The sequence below is a fragment of the Nonomuraea rosea genome (assembly GCF_039539705.1).
Lineage (GTDB): Bacteria > Actinomycetota > Actinomycetes > Streptosporangiales > Streptosporangiaceae > Nonomuraea > Nonomuraea rosea.
This window is the reverse complement of sequence record NZ_BAABDQ010000012.1, coordinates 101,187-122,124: the sequence shown is the minus strand read 5'-3', so window position 1 is coordinate 122,124 and position 20,938 is coordinate 101,187. Positions and strand designations below refer to the sequence as shown.

At 71.7% G+C, this 20,938-nt stretch carries 16 protein-coding genes; 5 read left to right on the top strand and 11 right to left on the bottom strand.

What is annotated here, in order from left to right:
* Positions 1-58: 58 nt before the first annotated feature.
* Together ABEA43_RS27015 and ABEA43_RS27010 are read right to left on the bottom strand one after the other, a co-directional pair.
* Positions 59-268: a DUF5988 family protein gene (locus tag ABEA43_RS27015; protein WP_345566035.1), complete on the bottom strand. Its 210-nt coding sequence runs from the start codon at positions 266-268 to the stop codon at positions 59-61.
* A 10-nt stretch (positions 269-278) separates the two neighbouring features.
* On the bottom strand, positions 279-1,670 hold the full coding sequence (locus tag ABEA43_RS27010) for an acyl-CoA carboxylase subunit beta (protein WP_345566034.1): 1,392 nt from the start codon (positions 1,668-1,670) through the stop codon (positions 279-281).
* 247 nt (positions 1,671-1,917) lie between these two features.
* Here ABEA43_RS27010 and ABEA43_RS27005 point away from each other — a divergent pair, with 247 nt between their 5' ends.
* Complete coding sequence (locus ABEA43_RS27005; RefSeq protein ID WP_345566033.1) at positions 1,918-2,814, top strand: ABC transporter ATP-binding protein; 897 nt, start codon at positions 1,918-1,920, stop codon at positions 2,812-2,814.
* Complete coding sequence (locus ABEA43_RS27000; RefSeq protein WP_345566032.1) at positions 2,811-3,638, top strand: ABC transporter permease; 828 nt, start codon at positions 2,811-2,813, stop codon at positions 3,636-3,638. Before ABEA43_RS27005 ends, ABEA43_RS27000 begins: the two co-directional genes overlap by 4 nt.
* 616 nt (positions 3,639-4,254) lie before the next feature.
* Here ABEA43_RS27000 and ABEA43_RS26995 read toward each other — a convergent pair.
* The 4 genes from ABEA43_RS26995 to ABEA43_RS26980 are packed head-to-tail and all read right to left on the bottom strand — an operon-like array spanning position 4,255 to position 8,527.
* A complete protein-coding gene (locus tag ABEA43_RS26995) occupies positions 4,255-5,592 on the bottom strand; it encodes an NAD(P)/FAD-dependent oxidoreductase (protein WP_345566031.1) in 1,338 nt (445 codons plus the stop codon).
* A gap of 1 nt (position 5,593) precedes the next feature.
* Positions 5,594-5,854, bottom strand: a complete 261-nt coding sequence (locus ABEA43_RS26990) for an acyl carrier protein (protein WP_345566030.1) — start codon at positions 5,852-5,854, stop codon at positions 5,594-5,596.
* A 43-nt stretch (positions 5,855-5,897) separates the two neighbouring features.
* Entirely contained in the window at positions 5,898-7,388 is a 1,491-nt protein-coding gene (locus ABEA43_RS26985; protein ID WP_345566029.1) for an amino acid adenylation domain-containing protein, read from the bottom strand.
* A complete protein-coding gene (locus ABEA43_RS26980; RefSeq protein WP_345566028.1) occupies positions 7,385-8,527 on the bottom strand; it encodes an acyl-CoA dehydrogenase family protein in 1,143 nt (380 codons plus the stop codon). The genes ABEA43_RS26985 and ABEA43_RS26980 overlap by 4 nt, the downstream gene beginning before the upstream one ends.
* Before the next feature lie 176 nt (positions 8,528-8,703).
* On the opposite strand from ABEA43_RS26980, the gene ABEA43_RS26975 reads away from it, so the two are divergent.
* Complete coding sequence (locus tag ABEA43_RS26975) at positions 8,704-9,744, top strand: ketoacyl-ACP synthase III family protein (protein WP_345566027.1); 1,041 nt, start codon at positions 8,704-8,706, stop codon at positions 9,742-9,744.
* Between the two features lie 54 nt (positions 9,745-9,798).
* Here the strand turns inward: ABEA43_RS26975 and ABEA43_RS26970 are convergent, their stop codons facing one another.
* The 5 genes from ABEA43_RS26970 to ABEA43_RS26950 all read right to left on the bottom strand — a co-directional run bounded on the left by ABEA43_RS26970 (position 9,799) and on the right by ABEA43_RS26950 (position 15,323).
* Complete coding sequence (locus tag ABEA43_RS26970) at positions 9,799-11,259, bottom strand: DHA2 family efflux MFS transporter permease subunit (protein WP_345566025.1); 1,461 nt, start codon at positions 11,257-11,259, stop codon at positions 9,799-9,801.
* A 111-nt stretch (positions 11,260-11,370) separates the two neighbouring features.
* The gene (rfbB, locus tag ABEA43_RS26965; RefSeq protein WP_345566023.1) at positions 11,371-12,339 is read right to left on the bottom strand and encodes a dTDP-glucose 4,6-dehydratase; all 969 of its coding nucleotides are present in this window, start codon (positions 12,337-12,339) and stop codon (positions 11,371-11,373) included.
* A complete protein-coding gene (locus tag ABEA43_RS26960) occupies positions 12,336-13,385 on the bottom strand; it encodes a glucose-1-phosphate thymidylyltransferase (RefSeq protein ID WP_345566022.1) in 1,050 nt (349 codons plus the stop codon). Before ABEA43_RS26960 ends, rfbB begins: the two co-directional genes overlap by 4 nt.
* Entirely contained in the window at positions 13,382-14,584 is a 1,203-nt protein-coding gene (locus ABEA43_RS26955) for a nucleotide disphospho-sugar-binding domain-containing protein (protein WP_345566021.1), read from the bottom strand. The genes ABEA43_RS26960 and ABEA43_RS26955 overlap by 4 nt, the downstream gene beginning before the upstream one ends.
* Positions 14,577-15,323, bottom strand: coding sequence for an NAD-dependent epimerase/dehydratase family protein (locus tag ABEA43_RS26950; RefSeq protein ID WP_345566020.1), 747 nt, complete (start codon positions 15,321-15,323; stop codon positions 14,577-14,579). The genes ABEA43_RS26955 and ABEA43_RS26950 overlap by 8 nt, the downstream gene beginning before the upstream one ends.
* Before the next feature lie 164 nt (positions 15,324-15,487).
* On the opposite strand from ABEA43_RS26950, the gene ABEA43_RS26945 reads away from it, so the two are divergent.
* Together ABEA43_RS26945 and ABEA43_RS26940 are read left to right on the top strand one after the other, a co-directional pair.
* Positions 15,488-15,967 (top strand): allene oxide cyclase barrel-like domain-containing protein, encoded by a 480-nt coding sequence (locus tag ABEA43_RS26945; RefSeq protein WP_345566018.1) that lies wholly within the window; start codon positions 15,488-15,490, stop codon positions 15,965-15,967.
* A 223-nt stretch (positions 15,968-16,190) separates the two neighbouring features.
* Entirely contained in the window at positions 16,191-20,936 is a 4,746-nt protein-coding gene (locus tag ABEA43_RS26940) for a type I polyketide synthase (RefSeq protein ID WP_345566017.1), read from the top strand.
* Positions 20,937-20,938: the final 2 nt, after the last annotated feature.

Sequence of the window (20,938 nt, the reverse complement as noted above, 5' to 3'; positions counted from 1 at the left end):
GGGCTTCGGCTCGGTAGGGGGCTTCGGCTCTGCAGGGGGCTTCGGCTTTGTGAGCGGCTCATTCCGCGATGAAGGTCCGCTGGTACCACTCCATCACCGGGATCAGCTCACCGTTCAGGTGGGTCTCCTCGCCGCGGTGCCTGAAGTGCTCGTACCCGGCGCCGTACGGGAGCTTGAACGTGTCCTTGACCTTCGTCTTCGAGACCCGCTGCACGCGCAGGTCGATGGGCAGGTAGGGCGGACCGCCCATGAGCAGGATCTTGACCATGACCGTCTCCTTACAAGGGGATGTTGGAATGACGCCCGCGGGCCATCGGCGCGCGGGACAGTGCCTCGGCGAGGCGATGGAGCGTGGTGGCGGGGACGATGACCTCGTCGACCACCCCGATCGCCATGGCCCGCTCCACGCCGCCGGCGATCTCCTGGTGCTTCTCGACGAGGTGGGCGCGCAGTGCGGGGCGTTCGGCTTCGGGGACCGCGGCCAGCTTCTTCCTGTGCAGGACGCCGACCGCGGCCTCGGCGCCCATCACCGCGACCTCCGCGCCCGGCCAGGCGAAGACCTTGGTGGCGCCGAGCGAGCGGGAGTTCATGGCGATGTACGCGCCGCCGTACGACTTGCGGATGATGAGCGTGACGCGCGGCACCACGGACTCCGCGAAGGCGTGCAGCAGCTTGGCGCCGCGCCGGACGATGCCGTCCCACTCCTGGCCGACGCCGGGCAGGTAGCCGGGCACGTCGACCAGGACGACCAGGGGCACGCCGAGCGAGTCGCACATCCGCACGAAGCGGGAGGCCTTCTCCGCCGACAGCGAGTCGAGGCAGCCGCCCTTGCGGATCGGGTTGTTGGCCATGACGCCGACCGTCCGGCCCGCCAGCCGGCCCAGGCCGATGACGAGGTTCGCGGCCCAGCGCGGCTGGAGCTCCTCGAAGTCGTCCACGATCGTGTGGATCAGCGGCTTGATGTTGTAGGCGCGGCGGGGCGAGGCGGGGATGAGCTCGCGCATGCCCTCCACGTAGGGGGCCGCCGCCAGGTTGAACTCGCCGGGCTTGGCGAAGAGCGTGGCCAGGTTCCTGGCCTTGACGTAGGCGTCCTCCTCGTCGGGGACGGTGATGTGGCAGACGCCGGACTTGGGACCGTGCGCCTCGGGGCCGCCGAGCCCGGCCATGTCGATCTGCTCCCCGGTGACCTGGCGCACGATGTCCGGGCCCGTCACGAAGACCCGGCCGGCCTCCGTCATGATGATCACGTCCGTCAGCGCGGGGCCGTAGGCGGCCGCGCCCGCCGCCGGGCCGAGGATCACGGAGATCTGCGGCACCACGCCGGAGGCCCGGGTCATCGCCGCGAACATGCGGCCCACGCCGTCCATCGACTCGACCCCGTCGGCCAGCCGCGCGCCGCCGGAGTGCCACAGGCCGATGACCGGGGCTCCTTCGGCCACGGCCGCGTCGATGGCCTGGACGATCCGCTCGGCGCCCGGGGCCCCGAGCGCGCCGCCCATCAGGGTGGCGTCCGTACAGAAGGCGTAGACGGTCGCGCCGTCGATCTCTCCCTTCACCGCCAGCACGCCGCTGTCGTCGTGGGGGTGCAGCGGCTCTGGCGTGCCCACGTCGAGCAGGCGTGCCAGGCGCAGCGCAGGCACTCTCGCGTCGATTTCCAGGACTGTCGTCATCGGTTACTCCCCTAAATTCGCGGGCTTTCCACCTCGAATGTCCCTTGAGACCCCTATCGCGACCAACCCCTACGCCCCCTTATCGCGTCATGCGCCCCCTCTTTTCTCTCGCGTCGCATTAGCGGAAAAGCCGGACCGGCCGGTAACCCCTAAAAATCCCCAGTCCCCCGGATATTCCTTGAGCCGCCCGGCCACCCGGCCTATGGTCGAAATCCGACCGTTCACCCAGATAACGGATGAGGGCCGAATGATTGAAATCAGGAATCTCACCAAGCGCTTCGGCGACGTCGTCGCCGTGGACGACTTGACGTTCACCGTCCGCCCGGGCACGGTGACCGGCTTCCTCGGCCCCAACGGCGCGGGGAAGACCACGACGATGCGCTCGATCCTCGGCATCGACCGGCCCACCTCGGGCAGCGCGACGGTGGCCGGGCGCCACTACAGCGAGCTGCCCAGGCCCATGCGGCAGGTGGGCTCGCTGCTCGACGCCAGGGCCGTGCATCCGGCCAGGAAGGCCCGCGACCACCTGCTCTGGCTCGCCAGGAGCAACGGGATACCGGCGCGCCGGGTCGGCGAGGTGCTGGAGACGGTGGGGCTGGAGGGCGTCGGGGGCAAGCGCAGCCGCGGGTTCTCGCTCGGCATGGAGCAGCGGCTCGGCATCGCCGCCGCGCTGCTCGGCGACCCGCCGATCCTCATGCTGGACGAGCCGGTCAACGGGCTCGACCCCGAGGGGATCGTGTGGATCCGCACGCTGCTGCGCTCACTGGCCGACGAGGGGCGCACGATCTTCATCTCCAGCCACCTCATGAGCGAGATGTCGCTCACCGCCGACCATCTCATCGTCATCGGCCGGGGCCGGCTCATCGCCGACACCTCGCTGCCGGACTTCATCAAGCAGCACTCGACGCCGTCGGTGCTCGTCCGCACGCCGAACCCGTCCGAGCTGGCCACCCTGCTCAAGGACCGCGGCGCGGGGACGACCGAGAGCGAGCGCGAGACGCTGGTGGTGACGGACCTGGACAGCGCCGAGATCTTCGGCGTGGCCGTGGCCAACGACATCGTCCTGTACGAGCTGACGCCCCGTCAGGTCTCCCTGGAGGAGGCCTTCATGGAGCTGACCCGTGAGGAGGTCGAATACCGATGAGCGTCGCACCGGCTCTGGCCGCACCGGCCCAGGTGGGCGGCACGCGCGCGCTGTTCGGCGCCGTGTGGGCCGAGTGGACGAAGCTGCGCAGCATCCCGTCCACCTGGTACCTGCTCGGGGGCTGCCTCGTCTACTCGATCGGCTTCTCGGCCGTGATCAGCTACGGCATGGTGCGCAACTTCGCCACCGTGAGCGCGGAGGAGAAGGCCGCCTTCGACCCGACCGCCACCAGTTTGACCAGCTTCGTGCTCGGCCAGCTCGTCTTCGCGGCCGTCGCCGTGCTGGTCGTCACCTCCGAGCACACGACCGGCACCATCCAGGCCAGCCTGGCGGCGGTCCCCCGGCGCGGCCGGCTCTTCGCCGCGAAGTCCGTGGTGGTGGCGGCGGTGCTGCTGGTGTTCGGGGACGTGGCGGCGTTCGGCGCGTTCTTCGCCGGGCAGGCGGCCATCGCCTCCCAGGGTGCGCCCGCCGCGAACATCGGCCAGCCCGGCGTGCTCGTGGCCGTGGCCGCCGCCGGGCTGTACCTGGCGGTGCTCGGGCTGCTCGCGCTCGCCCTGGGCTCGCTGCTGCGCTCGACCGCCGGGACGATCGCGCTGCTGGCGGTGGTGACGCTGGCCATCCCCGCGCTGAGCGCGCCGCTGCCCGACTGGCTGGCGGCCTGGCTGGAGAAGTACTGGCCGCTGACGGCGGGGACCCGGATCATGGCGGTACGCGATGATCCGGGGCTGCTGGCGCCTTGGACGGGGTTCGCCGTGATGTGCGGCACCGTCGCCGTGGTGCTGGTCATCGCCGTCCGGTCCTTCCGGATCCGCAGCCCCCGCTGAACCCGCCGCCGCCCGCGACGGACACCGTGACCCGGTGCCGCGCGGGCTCCCGGCCCTTCGCCTCACCGCAGTCCGGCGGCCACCCCGCCGGACTGCTTGCTGCGCGGGCCTCTTTCCCACGCCCAGCCGGCCGCCCGGCCCGCCGCGTTGCGAGCCCGCCACGTTGCGAGCCCGCCACGTTGCGAGGCACCGCATGCCCGCCTGCGGCTGGGGTCCCCAGCCACGCCACGGCCTCGCACCCACGCCTGCCGGCCCGCGAACGCCGGGGCGCTCCGGCGTCGCCTGCCGGGCCGCCATCGCCGGGCCGCCACGCGCCCGCCTGCGGCCGGTCCCCACCGCTCCACAGCCCCCCACGCCTGCCGGCCCGCAGTCGCCGGGACGGTCCGGCGTCGCCGGTCGGGTCGCCATCGGTGGGACGCGCTCTCGTGCGGCCTCTCGGGCGCGTGCACGTGCCGGGAGGGGCCGCATGCTCGCCCTTCCGGCCGCCGCCGAGCCCCAGGCGCGCCGCCGGGCCCCCGGGCGCGAAGTCCCCAAGGCCCGGTGCGGGCGGGCGGCCGTAGCCCGTGAAAAGGCTCTGGCCCCTCCCCGGGGGGAAGGGCCAGAGCGGAGTGCGGGGTCAGTTCGGGGACTGGGCGCGGAGCGTGCCCAGGTACGGGTACCAGAGGTGGTCCGGGTCGTTCTCGACCGCCGTCACGATCTCCCGCATCGCCGCCAGCGCCTTCGGCTCCTCGTCGTCGTAGACGTCGCCCTGGAGCAGCTTGAGCACGTCCAGCCGATAACGAGGATCCTGGACGAAGGCGGTGAACAGGATGTTCAGCCGGTAGTACATCGAGATGAACTCGTACCAGTTCCGCACCCCGCGGCGGATCTTAGCGTCGAAGGTGTCGAAGCGGTGGCTGGAGAAGTCCCCCGCCTCGTGCGCCGCGATGATGTCGTACGAGGCGATCCGCGCGCTGTTCATCGCGACGCTCACCCCGTTCGAGAAGATCGGGTCGACGAACCTGGCGGCATCGCCGACCATGACGAAGCGGTCACCGCGCAGCTCCTTCATGGAGTAGCTGTAGTCGCCCTCCGTCTTGAGCTCGCGGAGCTGCTCGCACTCGCCCAGCGCCTTCTTCAGATCGGGCCGGCTGGACACGCAGTCCCAGAAGAACTTCTCCCGGTCGTCCCCCGCGGCCCGCAGCCGGTGCTTCTGCGTCACCACCCCGACGCTGGTGATCGTGTCGGTGATGGGGATCTGCCAGACCCAGCTGTCCTTGATGGGCAGGAAGTGGACGAAGATGTAGTCGGTCAGCTCGGGATCGTTGGCCAGCGACGCCCGGTCCAGCCCGTCGAACCAGCTGTGCAGCGCGTACTGGTTGAAGACCGGGTCGGCCACCTTGAGCTTGAGCTGGCGGCCGAGCAGCGTCTGCCGCCCCGAGGCGTCGACGACCATGCCGACGTCGATGCCGACCTCCTGCGAGCCCATCCGGACGCGCACCTTGACCGACTCCGGGTCGTCGAAGTCGGCCCCGAGCACCCTGACGCCCTGGTACACCTTGGCGCCGAGGCTCTCGGCGTTCTTCAGCAGGATGAGGTCGAACTGGCCGCGGTCCACGTGGTAGGTGAACTCCCGGTCCACGCCGGTCTGCTCGCGCTCGTTGAAGAGGATCTCGGCGTTCCTGAAGTCGTGCGTCAGGCCGGTGAAGCCGTTGTGCGGCACGTCCCTGGTCTCGGCGGAGGTCCAGGCGGCGCCGTACTTCTTGGGGAAGCCGGCCTTCTCGACCTCCGCCATGGCGCCGGTCTCCAGCAGCACGGGCGTGGTCCCGGGTACGAGGGACTCGCCGACGTGCGGCCGGGGGAAGACCTCGCTCTCGAAAACGACCACCGAGATGCCGGCCTTGGCCAGGTAGGCGGCCAGGGTCGCCCCGGCGGGGCCACCGCCGATCACGGCCACGTCATAGTCGATGCCCACGTCAGGCCGCCTCACTGAGCTCGGCCACCAGCGTGGAGATGCCGTTGACGCAACCGAAGTTCCTGCCGCTGATGTGCTGGGCGGGGATGGTGACGCCCAGGTCGTCCCGGATGAAGTTGATCAATACGGCCGTGTTCAGCGAGTCAAGGACGCCCCACTCCAGTAACGGCGTCGATGCGTCCAGCTCGTTCTTCGGGTCCCCATCGAGGAAACGCTTCCTGATGAAGGAGATCAGTCGCTGAGTGAGCTCGTCCTTTGGCACGTTCTTTCCTTTCGAACTGAAGCCCCGCAGATCAGGGGGCACCTCACATGGCCTGATGCAGCCGCTCGGCCAGACGCTGGGTGAGCAGGGTCCGGTCGACCTTTCCGTTGGCGGTTCTCGGCAGCTCCGCCGCGAAGCGGATCTCGTCGGGGATCATGTAAGGGGGCAGCCGCTGGCCGCAGTGCCGCTTGATCGACAGCACCCCCGGCTCATCGCCGGGCGACGGGATGATGACGGCCACGAGCCTGGAGCCCATGCCCTCTCCCGTGACGACCACCGCCGCGTCCTCGACCTCGGGATGCGCGTCGAGCACGGCCTCGATCTCGCCCAGCTCGACCCGGTGTCCCCTGACCTTCACCATGTGGTCGCGCCGGCCGACGTAGTCGAAGGAGCCGTCGTCCAGCACCCGTACGATGTCGCCGGTCTTGTACGGGCCGCTGACCGGCTCCCCGCCCCAGTAGCCGAGCATGACCGTGGGGCCCTCGATGAGCAGCTCGCCCTCGTCGCCCGGCCGCGCGATCAGGCCGTCGCTCCTGACGGCCCACGCGACGTCGCCGCAGGAGGCGGCGCCGATGGGCACGGGACGTTCGCGGAGCAGGTCGTCGGGGGTGACCTCGCGGTAGGTGCAGACGTTGGTCTCGGTGGGGCCGTACAGGTTCAGCAGGCGCGCCCCGGTCCAGGACGCGAGCCTGCGCACGTGCGCGATGGGGAACGGCTCGCCGGCGAACAGCAGCGCGCGCAGCGAGCGGGGCGCGGGCTCGTCGAGCAGCCCGCCGTCGCGCATCATGAGGATCAGCGCCGACGGCACCGAGTACCAGACGGTGATCTCCGTGCGCCGCACGAACTCCACGAGCTGGCTGGGCGCGTACGCCATCTCCTTGGGGATCAGGTGCACCGACCCGCCGGCCGCGAACGGCGCGTAGATGTCGAGCACCGACAGATCGAAGGTGAACGGCGCGTGGTTGGCGAACCTGTCGTCGGGGCCGGCCGCCAGCTCGGCGACCGCCCAGTCCACGAAGGCGCGGGCGTTGCGGTGACTCAGGCACACGCCCTTGGGGCGGCCGGTCGAGCCGGAGGTGTAGAGGATGTAGGCCGGCTCGTCGGGGCCGACCGCCGCGTTGACCGGCGTCACGTCCTCCAGGTCGGCCAGGTCCATGGCGATGTCCTGGCACCGGTACGCGGGGCCGAGCTCGCCGGAGATCAGCGGCAGGCGCTCGAAGGTGGTGCAGACGACCCTGGCCGAGCAGTCGCGGGCCACCATGGCCGCCCTGTGCATCGGCATCATGCCGTCGAGCGGCACGTACGCGGCCCCGAGCCGCAGCACGGCCTGCATGGCCACGATGACGAAGGGGGACTTCTCCGCCCAGATGACCACGCGGTCACCGCGTACGACCCCGAGGGCGGCGAGCTGGTGCGCCAGCGCGTCGGCCCGCCGGTCGAGCTCGTCGTAGCTCAGCGCCCCCTCGGGCCCCGCCACGGCGACCCGCAAGGGGTATCGCGCGGCGGAGTCGATGACGAGCTGGTGCAGGTTCACAACCCGACCTCCCTTGCGATGACTTCCTTCTGGATCTCCGTGGTGCCGGAGAAGATCGCACCTGGTACGGCGTCCCGCAGCTGCTGCTCGATCCCGGTCTCCACCAGGTATCCGGAGCCGCCGAAGATCTGCACGGCGTCGAGGCCGTTGGCCACGGCGGCCTCGGAGACGGCCGTCTTGGACAGGGCGGCGGCCAGCACGTGCTCGCGCCCCCGGTCCTCCTGGTCCAGCAGCCAGCAGGCGCGGTAGAGCAGCAGCCTGGCCGCTTCCAGGCGCTGCTTCATGGTCGCCAGGCGGTGGGAGACGGCCTGGAAGCGGCTGATGCTCTGGCCGAACTGCTTCCTGCCGCGCGCGTGCTCGACGCACCGCTCGATCTGGTTCTGCATCACGCCCAGGTAGAGCCCGAACAGGCAGGCCCGCTCCCAGCCCATGGAGTGCTGGAAGATGGCGCTGCCCTGCCCCTCGTAGCCGAGCAGGTACGCGGCGGGCACGCGGCACCGCGAGAAGGTCACCCGCCCGGCCGCGCAGCCGTGCAGGCCCATCTTGCGGAACGGCCCCTCCACCGAGACCCCCACCAGGTCCCGGGGGACCGCGAAAGCGCTGACCCCGAGGAACCCGGAGGCCGGGTCGGTCACCGCGTAGGTGACGAACAGGTCGGCCATGGGCGCGTTGCTGGCGAACGACTTCACGCCGTCGATGACGTAGTGATCGCCGTCGGCGACCGCGGTGGCGCTCAGCCGTCCCACGTCGGAGCCCGCGTCGTCCTCCGTCATCGCGTTGGCCGCCAGGATCGTGCCGCCGGCCAGGCCGGACAGCAGATGGTCGCGCACCTCCGCGCCGGCGAAGTCGCGTACGGGCACCGCGCAGGCCAGCAGGTGCGCGGCCACCCCGAACACCAGTCCGGTGTCCGGGCAGCCGCGCCCGAAGGCCTCCAGGCACAACGCGGTGTCCAGCGCGCCGAGGCCGGACCCGCCGTGTTCCGCGGGCAGGCACAGGCCGGTCAGTCCGAGGTCGGCGGCCGTTTCCCAGTCGTCCCTGGAGAAGGGGCTGTCCGGGGTTCTGCGCGCGAACCGGCTCGTCACCGCGCCGAGAATGTCGTCGTAGCGCTTGGTCTGTGTGTCGGTCAGGTCGAAATCCATACCGGGCTCTTTCGATCATCCGAATATGCGTGGGCGAATGCCATTCCGCCCGACTGTTCCCACTGTCGTGCCGAGCGCTGAAGGCGTCCTAAGCCCGTACCAAACCATTTGGGCCGCTTTTAGCGGCCATTCAGCGTTTATCGCGATATTTGTTTAAATCCGACAAAGGAGAGGACATGCGGACAACAGATGTGTTCATCAGGGGGCTCGGTGTATACCTGCCCGACTCGGTGAGCATCGATTGGGCCGTCGCGCAGGGGCTCTTCCCGGCCGACCAGGTCGGGGTGCAGGGATGGACCGGCGCGGCCATCGCCGGTGACGTACCGGCGCCGGAGATGGGCCTGCAGGCCGCCCAGCACGCGCTCAAGCGCGGCGGCTGGCAGGCCGACGACGTGGACCTGCTGCTCTACGCCAACTCCTGGCACCAGGGCCCTGATGGCTGGCAGCCCCAGTACCACCTGCAGCGCCACCTCCTCGGGGGCCGGCCGCTGAGCGTGCAGCTGCAGCACGGCTGCAACGGCATGTTCAGCGCGTTCGAACTGGGGGCCAGCTACCTGCTGGCCGACGAGCAGCGGCGAGCCGCGCTGCTGGTCTCCTCGGACAACTGGGGCACACCGATGATCAACCGGTGGCACCCGGGCCCCGGGCTGATGATGGGCGACGCGGCCTGCGCCGTGCTGCTCACCCGTGAGCCCGGTTTCGCCCGGCTGCTGTCGGTCTGCTCGATCACCGTCCCCGAGGCGGAGGAGGTGCACCGCGCCGGCGAGCCGATGTTCCCGCCCGGCGTCACCGTGGGGCGCGCGATGGACCTGCACGCCAGGAGCCAGCGCTTCCGCGAGCAGATCATGGCGGGCCAGGGCGACCCGGCCGCGCTGCTGAAGGTGCAGCAGACGATGCTCCTCTCGGTCGAGCAGAGCCTGGCGGAAGCCGGGATCACGGCCGCCGACGTCACCCGCGTCGCCTTCATGAACATGTCGCAGGAGGCCATCAACGATCGCGGCACCGCCGCGCTCGGCCTGCGTCCCGAGCAGACGACCTGGGACTTCGGCAGGACCGTCGGCCACATGGGGGCCAGCGACCAGGTCATGTCGTTCGAGCACCTGGTGGACTCGGGCCGGCTCGGCGCCGGAGACCACATGCTGCTGGTGGGCGTCGGCCCCGGCATCAACCTGTCCGCCGCGGTCATCGAGGTGGTCGACACGCCGCCCTGGAAGTGACCTGACGCACGAGGAGGGGGCGGCCCGGCGGGCCGCCCCCCTTCTCGTGCGCGGCTACACGGCCGCTTCCTCCTTGGCCGCGGCCTGCGCGGCCGGGGCCGTACGCGGCAGGAACAGCGCCGGTACGACCGCGACGGCCGCCAGCGCCACCACCCACCAGAAGGTGTTGGCGTACGACGCGGCGATGCCCGCCATGCCGGCCGCCGCGCGCGCGGTGAACTGCTGCTGCAGCACCACGATGAGCACGGCGAGCCCGATCGAGCCGCCGAGCTGCTGGAAGATCCGGACGGCCGTGGTGCCCCGCGGCACCGCCGGTCCGTCCAGGCCGCGCAGGGCTGCCGTCGTGACGGGGACGAGCACGCAGCCGAGCCCGGCGCCGCCGAGGATGAGCGCGGAGCTGATGAACAGCGTGCTGGTGTCAGGGCCGAGCCCGAGCAGCATCGCGCCGCTCAGCCCGGCCAGCACGAGCCCGCTCAGCACGATGGGGCGCGGCGCCATGCGGTCGCTGAGCCCGCCCGCGACGATCAGGGCGACGCCCATGCCGATGCCCTGCGGGGCCAGCAGCAGGCCGGCCACGAGCGGGCTCTCGCCGCGTACCTGCTGGTAGTAGAGCGGGACGAGGACGGTCGCGGCGAACATCGGGATGCCGGTCAGCAGCACGACGAGCGACGACATGCTGAAGCTGCGCGAGCGGAACAGGCTCAGGTCGATCAGCGGCTCGCTCCTGGTGACCAGCGCGTGCACGACGAAGCCGAGCACGAGCGCGGCACCGCCGACCAGCGTGCCGAGCACCAGAGGATCGGTGAAGGAGCCCTTTCCTGCCGCCTCGGACAGCCCGTACACCAGGACGGCCAGTCCGGGCGAGAGCAGGACGAGACCGGTGAGGTCCAGCCTGCTCGCCCCGGGCACGCGCGGCGTGTCGGGGATGACGCGGCGCGCGACCACGATGGCGGCCAGGCAGACCGGCAGGTTGACGAAGAAGATCCAGCGCCAGCTCAGCTGGTCGACGATGACGCCGCCGAGCACGGGGCCGAACACCGGGCCGAGGATGGCGGGGATGCCGATGGCGGCCATGACCCGGCCGAGATAGCGCGGGCCCGCGGCCGTCGCGAGGATCATCTGCGCCAGCGGGATGATGGTCCCGGCGCCGAGTCCCTGCACGACGCGGAAGGCGATGAGGCTGTCCGCCGACCAGGCGATGCCGCAGAGCATCGACCCCACCAGGAACAACCCGATCGAGGCGATCCACACGCGCCTGCTGCCGAAACGGCCGACCGCCCAGCCGGTGGCCGGGATGGTCAGCGCCATGGCCAGCATGTAACCCGTGCCCACCCACTGGATCCTGGGCAGCGTGGAGTGGAACTCGTTCAGCAGCGTGTTGAACGCGACGTTGACCATGGTCGCGTCGAGCTGCATCACGATGGAACCGAGCATGATGGCGCCAGCCAGCTTGAGCAGCCCGGCAGGGATGCTGTCCTGGGCCGGCGCTCCGCCCGTGGCCGTCTGCTCAGACACGGGTGAACTCCTTTCAAGAGAGAGAAGGAAGGCGGGCCTGCTTTCGGTCCGTGCGTCCAGTTGAATCGTCGGTTCGCCCCCGGTCCGGGGGCACCCCAGACCCACCCCTAATCAGGCGGCCGCCTCCCGTGACCACCACCAGCGGTTGTCGCGGTACCAGGCGACGGTCTCCGCCAGGCCCACGTCGAACGGCACCGCCGGGGCGAAGCCCAGGGTCCGCTCGATCTTGCTGGAGTCGAGCGAGTAGCGCTCGTCGTGCGCCTTGCGGTCGGGGACGTTCCTGACGCTGTCCCATCCCGCGCCGCACAGCTCCAGCAGGCGGCCGGTCAGCTCCAGGTTGGTCAGTGTCGCGCCGCCGCCGATGTTGTAGATCTCGCCCGCTCCGCCGCTGGTCAGGACCTGGTGGATGGCCCTGCAGTGGTCCTCGACGTGCAGCCACTCGCGTACGTGGTGGCCGTCGCCGTACAGCGGGACCGTGCGGCCCCTGAGCAGGTTCGTGACGAACAGGGGGATGAGCTTCTCCGCGAACTGGTACGGGCCGTAGTTGTTGCAGCAACGGGTGACCGACACGGACAGGTCGTGGCTGCGCCAGTACGCGCGGGCGATCAGGTCGCTGGCCGCCTTGGACGCGGCGTACGGGGAGTTGGGCTCCAGCGGCAGCGCCTCGGTCCACGAGCCTTCGGAGATGCTGCCGTACACCTCGTCGGTCGAGACGTGCACGACGCGCTCGACGCCGGCCCGCCGGCAGCTTTCGAGCAGGGTCTGGGTGCCGACGACGTTCGTCATGGCGAAGTCGGCGCCGCTCATCAGCGAGCGGTCGACGTGCGACTCCGCGGCGAAGTGCACCACGGCGTCGTGTCCGGGCAGCACCTCGGCCAGCAGCCGCCCGTCGCAGACGTCGCCCTTGACGAACGTGAGGTCGGGATGCCCCATGGGCAGGTTGTCGAGACAGGCCGCGTAGGTCAGCTTGTCCAGGACCGTGACCGTGTCCCCCTCCGTGCCGGGGTAGGTCTCGGCCAGCACGTTGCGCGTGAAGCAGGAGCCGATGAAGCCCGCTCCCCCGGTGACGAGCAGCCTCACAGCGGCACCTCCAGCCTGCTGTTGTCGCCCACGACCAGGCGCAGCGGCCCGCGCCGCACGTGCGCGGAGCGGCCGACCAGCGAGCCTTCGATGGCGCGTACGCCGTGCACGTTGACCTGGTCGAGCAGGACCGAGTTCTGCAGGCCGGCGTCGGTCAGCGTGCACTCCGCGCCGATCGACGTGTACGGTCCCACGTCGCTGCCGCGGATGACGCAGCCGGGCCCGACGATGACGGGCCCGATGATCCTCGACCCCTCGACCCTGGCCCCGGCCCCGATGACCACGGGACCGACGATCTCACTGCTGCCGTCCACGCTCCCCCGCTGGTCGGACACGAGGCCCTCCAGCAGGGCGCGGTTGCAGTCGAGCAGGTCGCCCATGTTGCCGGTGTCCTTCCAGAAGCCCTCGAAGACGTGGGCCCTGACCTCGCGCCCGGCGGCCACGAGCCACTGGATGGCGTCGGTGATCTCCCACTCGCCGCGCTTGCTGGGCGTGATGTTGCGGATGCCCTCGTGGATCTCGCCGGTGAAGAAGTACGCGCCGGTCACCGCCAGGTCGCTCTTGGGCTGCTTGGGCTTCTCCTCCAGCCGGACGACCCGGCCGTCCTCGACCTCGGCCACGCCGGACTGCGAGGGGTCGTCGACCCTGGTCACGACGAGCTGGACGGCCGGACGGAACGTCTGGAACTCCAGCATCGGGGTGAGCAGCCCGCCGGCGAAGATGTTGTCGCCCAGGTACATGACGAAGTCGTCGCCGGCCAGGAAGTCCTGCGCGATCATGACGCAGTGCGCGAGCCCCAGCGGGTCGTCCTGGCGCAGGTAGGTGATGGACATGCCGAACTCGGAGCCGTCGCCCACGGCCGCGCGGATCTGCGCGCCGACGCCGTTGACGATGATGCCGACCTCGGTGATCCCGATCTCCCGCAGCGCGTCGAGGCCGTGGAAGAGCACGGGACGGCCCGCGACGGGCACGAGCTGTTTGGGGATGCTGTGACTGAGCGGCCGCAGCCGCGTGCCGGCGCCGCCGGCCAGGACAAGAGCTTTCATAGTGTTTCCTCAAGGGTGGTGACCACCTGGGCGGGCGAGGGCTGCGCCAGCATCTCCTGCCGGAGCCGCGCCGCCGCCTCACGTGTGCGGTCGTCGAACAGGACCTTGGCCACACCGGACTCGATGTCGCCGGCGTCGGCCGACTCCGCCTTGAGTGACACGCCAGCGCCGGTGTCGGCCAGCAGGTCCGCGTTGAAGCTCTGGTCGGGTACGGGGGCGACGATCACCTGGGGGACGCCGTGGTAGGCGGCCGTCAGCATGGTGCCGGCGCCGCCGTGGTGGACGATCGCGTCGCAGGTCGGCAGCAGCAGGCTCAGCGGGAGGTTCTCGACCGCGCGTACGGCGTCGCCGTGCTCACGGGCGAAGGCCGCGCCGTCCCGTACGGTGACGACCGCCTCCACGTCGAGCCCCGCCAGCACCCGCAGCATGTCGGACACCTTGGACTGGTCGGGCGACTGCAGGCCGGGCACGGCGGTGGTCGTGCTCCAGCTCACGCAGACGCGGGGCCTGGCCGGCGGGCCGTGCAGCCAGCCGGGCAGCACGCCGGGCCCGTTGTACGGGACGCAGCGCACGGGCAGCCGCACCGGCACCGGCACCTGCAGCGGGACCGGGCACGGATCGATGGTGTGGACCGCGTAGTCCTCGCGCGGCACCACGCCGAAGCGCTTGTAGAGCTCGACGAGCTCGGCCGGCCACCGCTCCGGGGGCAGGCCCGCGCCGGGGAAGCCGATGTGCCGCGAGACGTCGGGCCCGAACAGGTGCCTGACCAGCGGAATCCCCTCCGGCTCCGTGACCAGCGGCGCCACCAGCGCGGTCGGGTCGGCGATGACCAGGTCGGGCCGCCAGCTCCTGGTGAACCCGGCCAGGTCGTCGGCCATCGCCTCGGCGGCCTTGACGTGCGGGGCCATCCGGGCGGAGAGGATCTTCCCGAGCTCCTCCGGCGACAGCCGTCGCGCCGCGCCCATGCTGGCCGGCTGGCTCAGCCGCCGCTGGACGTCGGCGAGCCCGGCCAGCAGGTCGTAGCCGCCGCCGACGGGCACCGCCGTCATGCCTGAACGGAGTATCGCGTCGACGACGCCCGGCTGCCCGGCGACCCGTACCTCGTGCCCGGCGGCGCGCATGGCCCACGCCTGGGTCGCCATGGGCATGTAGTGCGACGGCCACGCGAGCGGGATGAACAGCACTCGCATGCTAGACATGAGCGGCGACCTCCACGTATCGGTCTATGACTGAGCGGTAGTAATCGGGGCCGAACCCCAGCTCCGCCACGGCGGGGACCAGGCGGGTGAGCCGGGCGAGCGAGACCGAGTAGGTCCCGTGCGCCTCGACGTAGATGCGCTCCGGCGCGAGGCCGAGTCGCTCCTGCAGGTGATCGACGATCAGCTCGGCCGGGACGGACACGCCGGAGGCGACGTTGACCACCTCGTCCGTGTGGCCGCTGTCGAGCAGCTCGTCGAGGATGGTCACCGCGTCGGCCACGTCGATCACATCCCGGCAGGCGCCCCGGTAGACGGTGACCACGCCGCTGCGCACCTGCTCCACCAGGGAGGGGAGCAGCTGGTGCGGCTGCTGGTGCGGGCCGGCGACGTGGCCGAGCCGCAGGATGAGGTGGCGCACGCCGGACAGGGCGATGGCCCGTTCGAGTGCGAGCTTGTGGCGGCCGTAGTGGGTGCCGGGGAAGACGAAGCCGTCCTCGCGTCCCGGGCACCCCTCCGCGCCGTACATGCCGGCCGACGCGGTGGAGAAGAACACCAGGGTCTCGCCCCAGCGCCCGCACCGGCGCAGCCAGTCGTAGACGAAGGCCGACTCACGGTGGTAGTCGGCCTCGGACGCGTTCCGCGTGTCGGTGACACCGGCGGCCAGGACCACCGCTCCGGGATGGGAGCGGCCGCGGGACCTGAGGTTCCGCGCCAGGAAGCCGCGTCCGATGATCTCCATTGGCTCGCTGCCCTCTCTGAGAAGTCTGAGGGCGACCAGCACATCAACCGGGTCTGAAGGGCGGGCAATGCGGCGCTGAAGGCGGTCAGGGCGTTAGAGCGGCTTAAGGCGCCCCGATCACGATGAGTGCTCCCACCGCTCCATCCTGAAAGGGAACGACCGACATGCGGAAACTCGCCCTCGCGGCGGCGCTCACCCTGACGTGCGCCGCCGTCCCCGCCAGCGCCGCGACCGGCGGCAAGTGCGTCACCTTCCCCGACCTGTCCGAGCACGTCACCATCACCACCGTGGTCCACGGCGACCCGACCACCCGGGTCGGCGAGTACGGGAAGAGCCACAGCGACTTCTACGACACCTCCGGCAGGCTCGTCGGGACCGAGGAAGGCGAGTTCGTGGTGTACGCCTCGGCCGACGGCAAGCCCTTCGAGCTGTTCCAGTACACCTCGAAGATCGCCGGCGGGACGACGTTCGGCGGCGCCAACATCTCGATCCTGAACGTCATCTCCGGCGGGACGACGAGCATGACCGCCGTCGGCACCGGCGGGTGGCTGCGCGGCAAGGTCGGCACCCGCGACTTCGTCTTCGTCGGCCGTCCCGCACCCGACCAGACCCGGTTCACCACGACCATCAAGCTGTGCGGCTGACCGGCGAAGAGCCGTGCGCCTGACGACCGTCGGGCTGTGCGGCTGACGACCGTCGGGCTGTGCAGCTGACGACCGTCGGGCTGTGCGGCTGACGACCGTCGGGCTGCGCGCCTGACGACCGTCGGGCTGCGCGGATGACGGGCAAAGAAGGGCGTTAGGGCCGCTTAAGCGGCCCCGCCCAGGATGACAGGACATCCCCGACCACGAAGGACGGCCCGCTGCGATGACGAGTGATCACACGTCCGCCACCGAGGCCGTCGCAATCATCGGGCTGTCCTGCCGACTGCCCGGCGCCGCCGGCCCGAGAGCGTTCTGGCGGCTGCTTCGCGACGGTGTGGACGCGGTTTCCGAGGTGCCGGCCGGCCGCTGGCCCGGCGAGGCCGGAGTCCGGCATGGCGGTTTCCTCGACGACATCGACCGTTTCGACGCCGGGTTCTTCGGCATCTCCCCCCGGGAGGCCGTGGCGATGGACCCGCACCAGCGCCTCACGCTCGAACTGAGCTGGGAGGCCCTGGAGGACGCCTACATCGTGCCGCGCGGGCTGGCGGGCGGGACGACCGGGATCTTCGTGGGCGCGATCTCCAGCGACTACGCGGGCCTGGTGCTCAACCGGGGCGAGTTCTCGCCGTACACGCTGCCGGGCCTCAACCGGGGGCTGATCGCGAACCGCGTGTCGTACGCGCTGGACCTGCGCGGGCCCAGCATGACCGTGGACACGGCGCAGTCCTCCTCCCTCATCGCGGTGCACCTGGCCTGCGACAGCCTGCGCGCCGGAGAGTGCGAGCTGGCCGTGGCGGGCGGCGTGAACCTGAACATCCTCGGCGAGACCACCGCCAGCGTCGCGCTGCTCGGCGCACTGTCCCCCGACGGCCGCTGCCGCACCTTCGACGCCGGGGCCAACGGCTACGTGCGCGGCGAGGGCGGCGCCGTGGTCGTGCTCAAGCCGCTGTCCAGGGCGCTGGCCGACGGTGACCGCGTCTACGCCGTCATCCGCGGCAGCGCGGTCAACACCGACGGGCTGACCGACGGCCTGACCGTGCCGAGCCCGCGCGCCCAGTCCGAGGTGCTGCTGCGGGCCTGCGCGCGGGCCGGGCTCCAGCCGTCCGACATCCGGTACGTGGAGCTGCACGGCTCGGGCACCCGCGTGGGCGACCCGGTCGAGGCGGCCGCCGTGGGTGCGGCGTACGGGGTGGCCAGGCCTGCGGGCGATCCGCTGCCCGTGGGCTCGGTCAAGACGAACATCGGCCACCTGGAGGGCGCCTCCGGGATCGCCGGGCTGGTCAAGACGGTCCTGAGCATCCACCACCGGCAGCTCCCCGCCTCTTTGCACTTCGAGCGCCCGAACCCGGACATCCCGCTGCGCGAGCTGAACCTGCGGGTGCAGGACTCGCCGGCCTCGTGGCCGGAGGGGCCGCTGGTGGCGGGGGTGAGCTCGTTCGGCATGGGCGGCGCGAACTGCCACGTCATCCTCTCCGAGCCACCCCGAACCCTCGTCCCGTCACGCCCCTCCACAGAACAGGCCCCCTCACGGACCACCGCCGAGCCAGGAACATCGGCCACCGCCGAGACGGCGGGGCGGCGGGCGGTTCCCTGGGTGTTGTCGGGCGCCTCCGACCAGGCGGTCCGCGAGCAGGCCAGGAGCCTGGCCGCGCACCTGGACGAGCACCCCGGCCTCGCACCCGCCGACCTGGGCTACTCTCTGGCCACCACCCGCACGCACTTCCCCAGGCGGGCCTCGGTCACGGCCGAGGACCTGGACGGCTTCCGCGCCGGTCTGGCCGCGCTGGCCCGCGGCGACAGCGCGATCGAGCAGGCCGCCGCGGGGCCGCGCCGCAAGGTCGTCTTCGTCTTCCCCGGTCAGGGCTCCCAGTGGCCGGACATGGCGGCGGAGCTGATGACGTCGTCCCCCGTGTTCGCGAGCCACCTGGCCGCCTGCGCCCGGGAGCTGGACCCGATCACCGGCTGGTCGCTGCTCGGCCTGCTGCGCGGCGAGCCCGGCGCGCCGCCGCTGGACCGGGCCGACGTGGTGCAGCCAGCGCTGTTCGCGCTGATGACCTCGCTGGCGGCGCTCTGGCGCTCGGCCGGGGTCGAGCCGGACGCGGTCATCGGGCATTCGCAGGGCGAGATCGCGGCCGCGTACGTCGCCGGGGCGCTCAGCCTGCGCGACGCCGCCCGCGTGGTGGCCCTGCGCGGCCAGGCGCTGTCGGCGCTGTCCGGCAAGGGCGGGATGGCGGTCGTGCCGCTGCCCGTCGAGGAGACCTCGGAGCTGCTGACCGGACCGGCGGACGCGCTCAGCGTGGCGGCCATGAACGGTCCGGCGACGACCGTGGTCTCGGGGGACGTCGAGGGCATCGACCATCTGCTTGCGGCGTGCGCGGCCAAGGACGTCCGCGCGCGTCGCGTCCCCGTCGACTACGCCTCGCACTGCGTACACGTCGAGGAGATCCGCGACCGGCTGCTCGGGCTGCTGGCCGGCATCGAGCCCGCCGCCTCGGACGTGGCCTTCTACTCCACGGTCACCGGCACGGCGGTGGACACGGCGACCCTCGACGCCGCGTACTGGTACGAGAACCTGCGCAGGCCCGTCCTGTTCGAGCAGACCACCCGGGCCCTCATCGAGACGGGCCACCAGGTCTTCATCGAGTCCAGCCCGCACCCGCTCCTGGTGGCCGGCATCCAGGACATCGCCGACAGCGTCCGCTCCACAGGCGGCCCCCGAACGCACGGGAACGCGTCCGGCAACGGCCACACCCACGCGGACGCACGGAAATCCGGCCGCACACACCCGAACGCGCCGGGGGACGACGGGGCCCGCCCGGACGACGCAGGGACCGGCCGGACCCATCCGGGTGCGCTCTGGAAGGGTGCTGCCCGGGCGGTCGGCGAGGTCGGCGAGGTCACCGCCATCGGCACCCTGCGCAGGAACGACGGCGGGCTCCGCCGCTACATGTCCGCGCTCGGCCAGGCCCACGACCGTGGCGTGGCGGTGTCGTGGGAGGCCGTCTTCGCCCCGCTCGGCGCCCGCCGCGTGCCGCTGCCCACGTACGCGTTCCAGCGCGAACGCCACTGGCCCGCGGACGCTCCGCCCCGCCGCACCGACGCGGGCTGGTGGCCCGCCGTGGCCGGCGCCGACGCGGCGACCCTGGCCAGGACCCTCGGCCTCGACGAACGGGGCCGCCAGGCGCTGGACACCGTGCTGCCCGCGCTGACGGAGTGGCACCAGCGGCAGGACGACGCGAGCGAACTGGAGCGCTGGGCGCACCGGCTCTCCTGGACCAGGCTTCCCTCCCCCAGGGGCCGGGCCGGCGGCAGGTGGCTGGTCCTGCTGCCCGGCCCGGCCGTCCCCCCGTACGCCGCCGCGGTGGCCGAGGGGCTGGCGGCGGCGGGCATGGACGTCACGCCCATCGAGATCACGCCTTCGGACGGGTGGAGCGGCATCTCCGCCGCCCTGGACGAGGCCCCGGTGTCCGGCGTGCTGTCCCTGCTCGCCCTGTCCGACGACCGACCGGCCACCCACGTACCCGCCCTCCTCGACCTGCTGCCCACCACCCCTGCGAATCAACTGGCCGACCATCTGCACAGCGACCTCCGTCTGTGGTGCGTCACCCGTGGCGCGGCAGGCGGACGTGATGAAAGCCGCCCGCCCAGCCCGGCGCAGGCCCAGCTCTGGGACCTGAGTCCGGCGCTGACGCGGGCCCACCCCCGCCTCTGGGGCGGGGTCGTCGAGCTCCCCCCGCCGCTCGACGAGCGCTCGGTCGGTCTCCTGGCAGGGATCCTGGCCGAACCGGGCAACGGGGACCAGGTCGCCGTAAGCCCATCGGGCGCGCGGTCCCGGCGCCTGGTCCCCACCACCTTGACCGGTCCCGGCACCCGTCCGGGCCGGGGCCCCACCGGCACGGTGCTCGTGACGGGCGGCGACGCCGAGTGCGGCGGGCACCTGGCCCGCCGGCTGGCCTCGGACGGCGCGGACCGCGTGCTCCTGGCCGGCTTCCCCGCCGACCCGTCACTCGACGCCGACCTCGGCGACCGCGCCACCCGCGTCTCCCTCGGCGACCTGCCGGCCGGCCTCGCGCCGACCGCCGTCTTCGTCACCGGCCCGCTGACGGCCGACGAGAGGGACGTACTCGACGCCTGTACGCCGGCCCAGCCGCCACCCGCCTTCATCGTCATCTCCCCGGCCACGTGGATCACCGGCGAACCGGCCACCCCCCAGCCGCCCACCCCGTCCGGTGCGGGTGGTGTGGTCGGGGAAGCACTGGCCGGGGCGGTGCTCGACGGGATGGTGCGGGAGCGGCGTTCGCGCGGCCTGCCGGCCACCTCCATCGTGTGGGGCTCCCGTGACGTCGTGACCGCGCGGATCGTCGCGGCAGCGGCGCTGCGGGCGCTCGACCGCGACGAGGAGCGGCTGATCCTCGTCGAGCCGGCCGTGGCGGAAGCCCCGGTCACCGCCGGCGAGCAGGACGGCCCCGAGGAGTCGTGGGCGGAGCGGCTGAGCTCGCTCGACCCCGGCGACCGGGAACGCGCCCTGATCGGGCTCGTCCGCGCGAACGTGGCCGCCGTGCTCGGTCACGCCACCCCGGAAGCCGTCGACATGGAGCAGGCCTTCAAGCGGCTCGGCTTCGACTCGGCCGCCGCCGTGGAGCTGCGCAACAGGCTGAGCGCCGCGACCGGCCTGCGGTTGCCGGCCACGCTGCTGTTCGACCACCCGACACCGGTCGCGGTCGTCGCGTTCATCGAGAGCCACCTGGCGCCCACGGGCCTCGATCTGGAGGCGCTGCACGCGTCCATCCTCGAGAGCCCGCCCGACCAGGCGACCTGCGCCGAGATCGCGTCCCAGACGCGGAGTTTCCTCTTCAGCCTGAACCGGATTCTCGGCGACGACACCACGGAAAAACTCGAGTCCGCCACGGACGAGGAAATCTTCGACTTCATCGACCACGAGCTCGGAATGGTCGGGAACGAGAGCTGACC

What these genes read in the sequence shown, in the direction of transcription:
- ABEA43_RS26975 (WP_345566027.1), top strand. Translation starts at nt 8,704, where the DNA reads ATGCGGACAACAGATGTGTTCATCAGGGGGCTCGGTGTATACCTGCCC.
- ABEA43_RS26945 (WP_345566018.1), top strand. Translation starts at nt 15,488, where the DNA reads ATGCGGAAACTCGCCCTCGCGGCGGCGCTCACCCTGACGTGCGCCGCC.
- ABEA43_RS26980 (WP_345566028.1), bottom strand. Translation starts at nt 8,527, where the DNA reads ATGGATTTCGACCTGACCGACACACAGACCAAGCGCTACGACGACATT.
- ABEA43_RS27015 (WP_345566035.1), bottom strand. Translation starts at nt 268, where the DNA reads ATGGTCAAGATCCTGCTCATGGGCGGTCCGCCCTACCTGCCCATCGAC.
- ABEA43_RS27010 (WP_345566034.1), bottom strand. Translation starts at nt 1,670, where the DNA reads ATGACGACAGTCCTGGAAATCGACGCGAGAGTGCCTGCGCTGCGCCTG.
- ABEA43_RS26950 (WP_345566020.1), bottom strand. Translation starts at nt 15,323, where the DNA reads ATGGAGATCATCGGACGCGGCTTCCTGGCGCGGAACCTCAGGTCCCGC.
- ABEA43_RS26960 (WP_345566022.1), bottom strand. Translation starts at nt 13,385, where the DNA reads ATGAAAGCTCTTGTCCTGGCCGGCGGCGCCGGCACGCGGCTGCGGCCG.
- ABEA43_RS26940 (WP_345566017.1), top strand. Translation starts at nt 16,191, where the DNA reads ATGACGAGTGATCACACGTCCGCCACCGAGGCCGTCGCAATCATCGGG.
- ABEA43_RS27005 (WP_345566033.1), top strand. Translation starts at nt 1,918, where the DNA reads ATGATTGAAATCAGGAATCTCACCAAGCGCTTCGGCGACGTCGTCGCC.
- ABEA43_RS27000 (WP_345566032.1), top strand. Translation starts at nt 2,811, where the DNA reads ATGAGCGTCGCACCGGCTCTGGCCGCACCGGCCCAGGTGGGCGGCACG.
- ABEA43_RS26955 (WP_345566021.1), bottom strand. Translation starts at nt 14,584, where the DNA reads ATGTCTAGCATGCGAGTGCTGTTCATCCCGCTCGCGTGGCCGTCGCAC.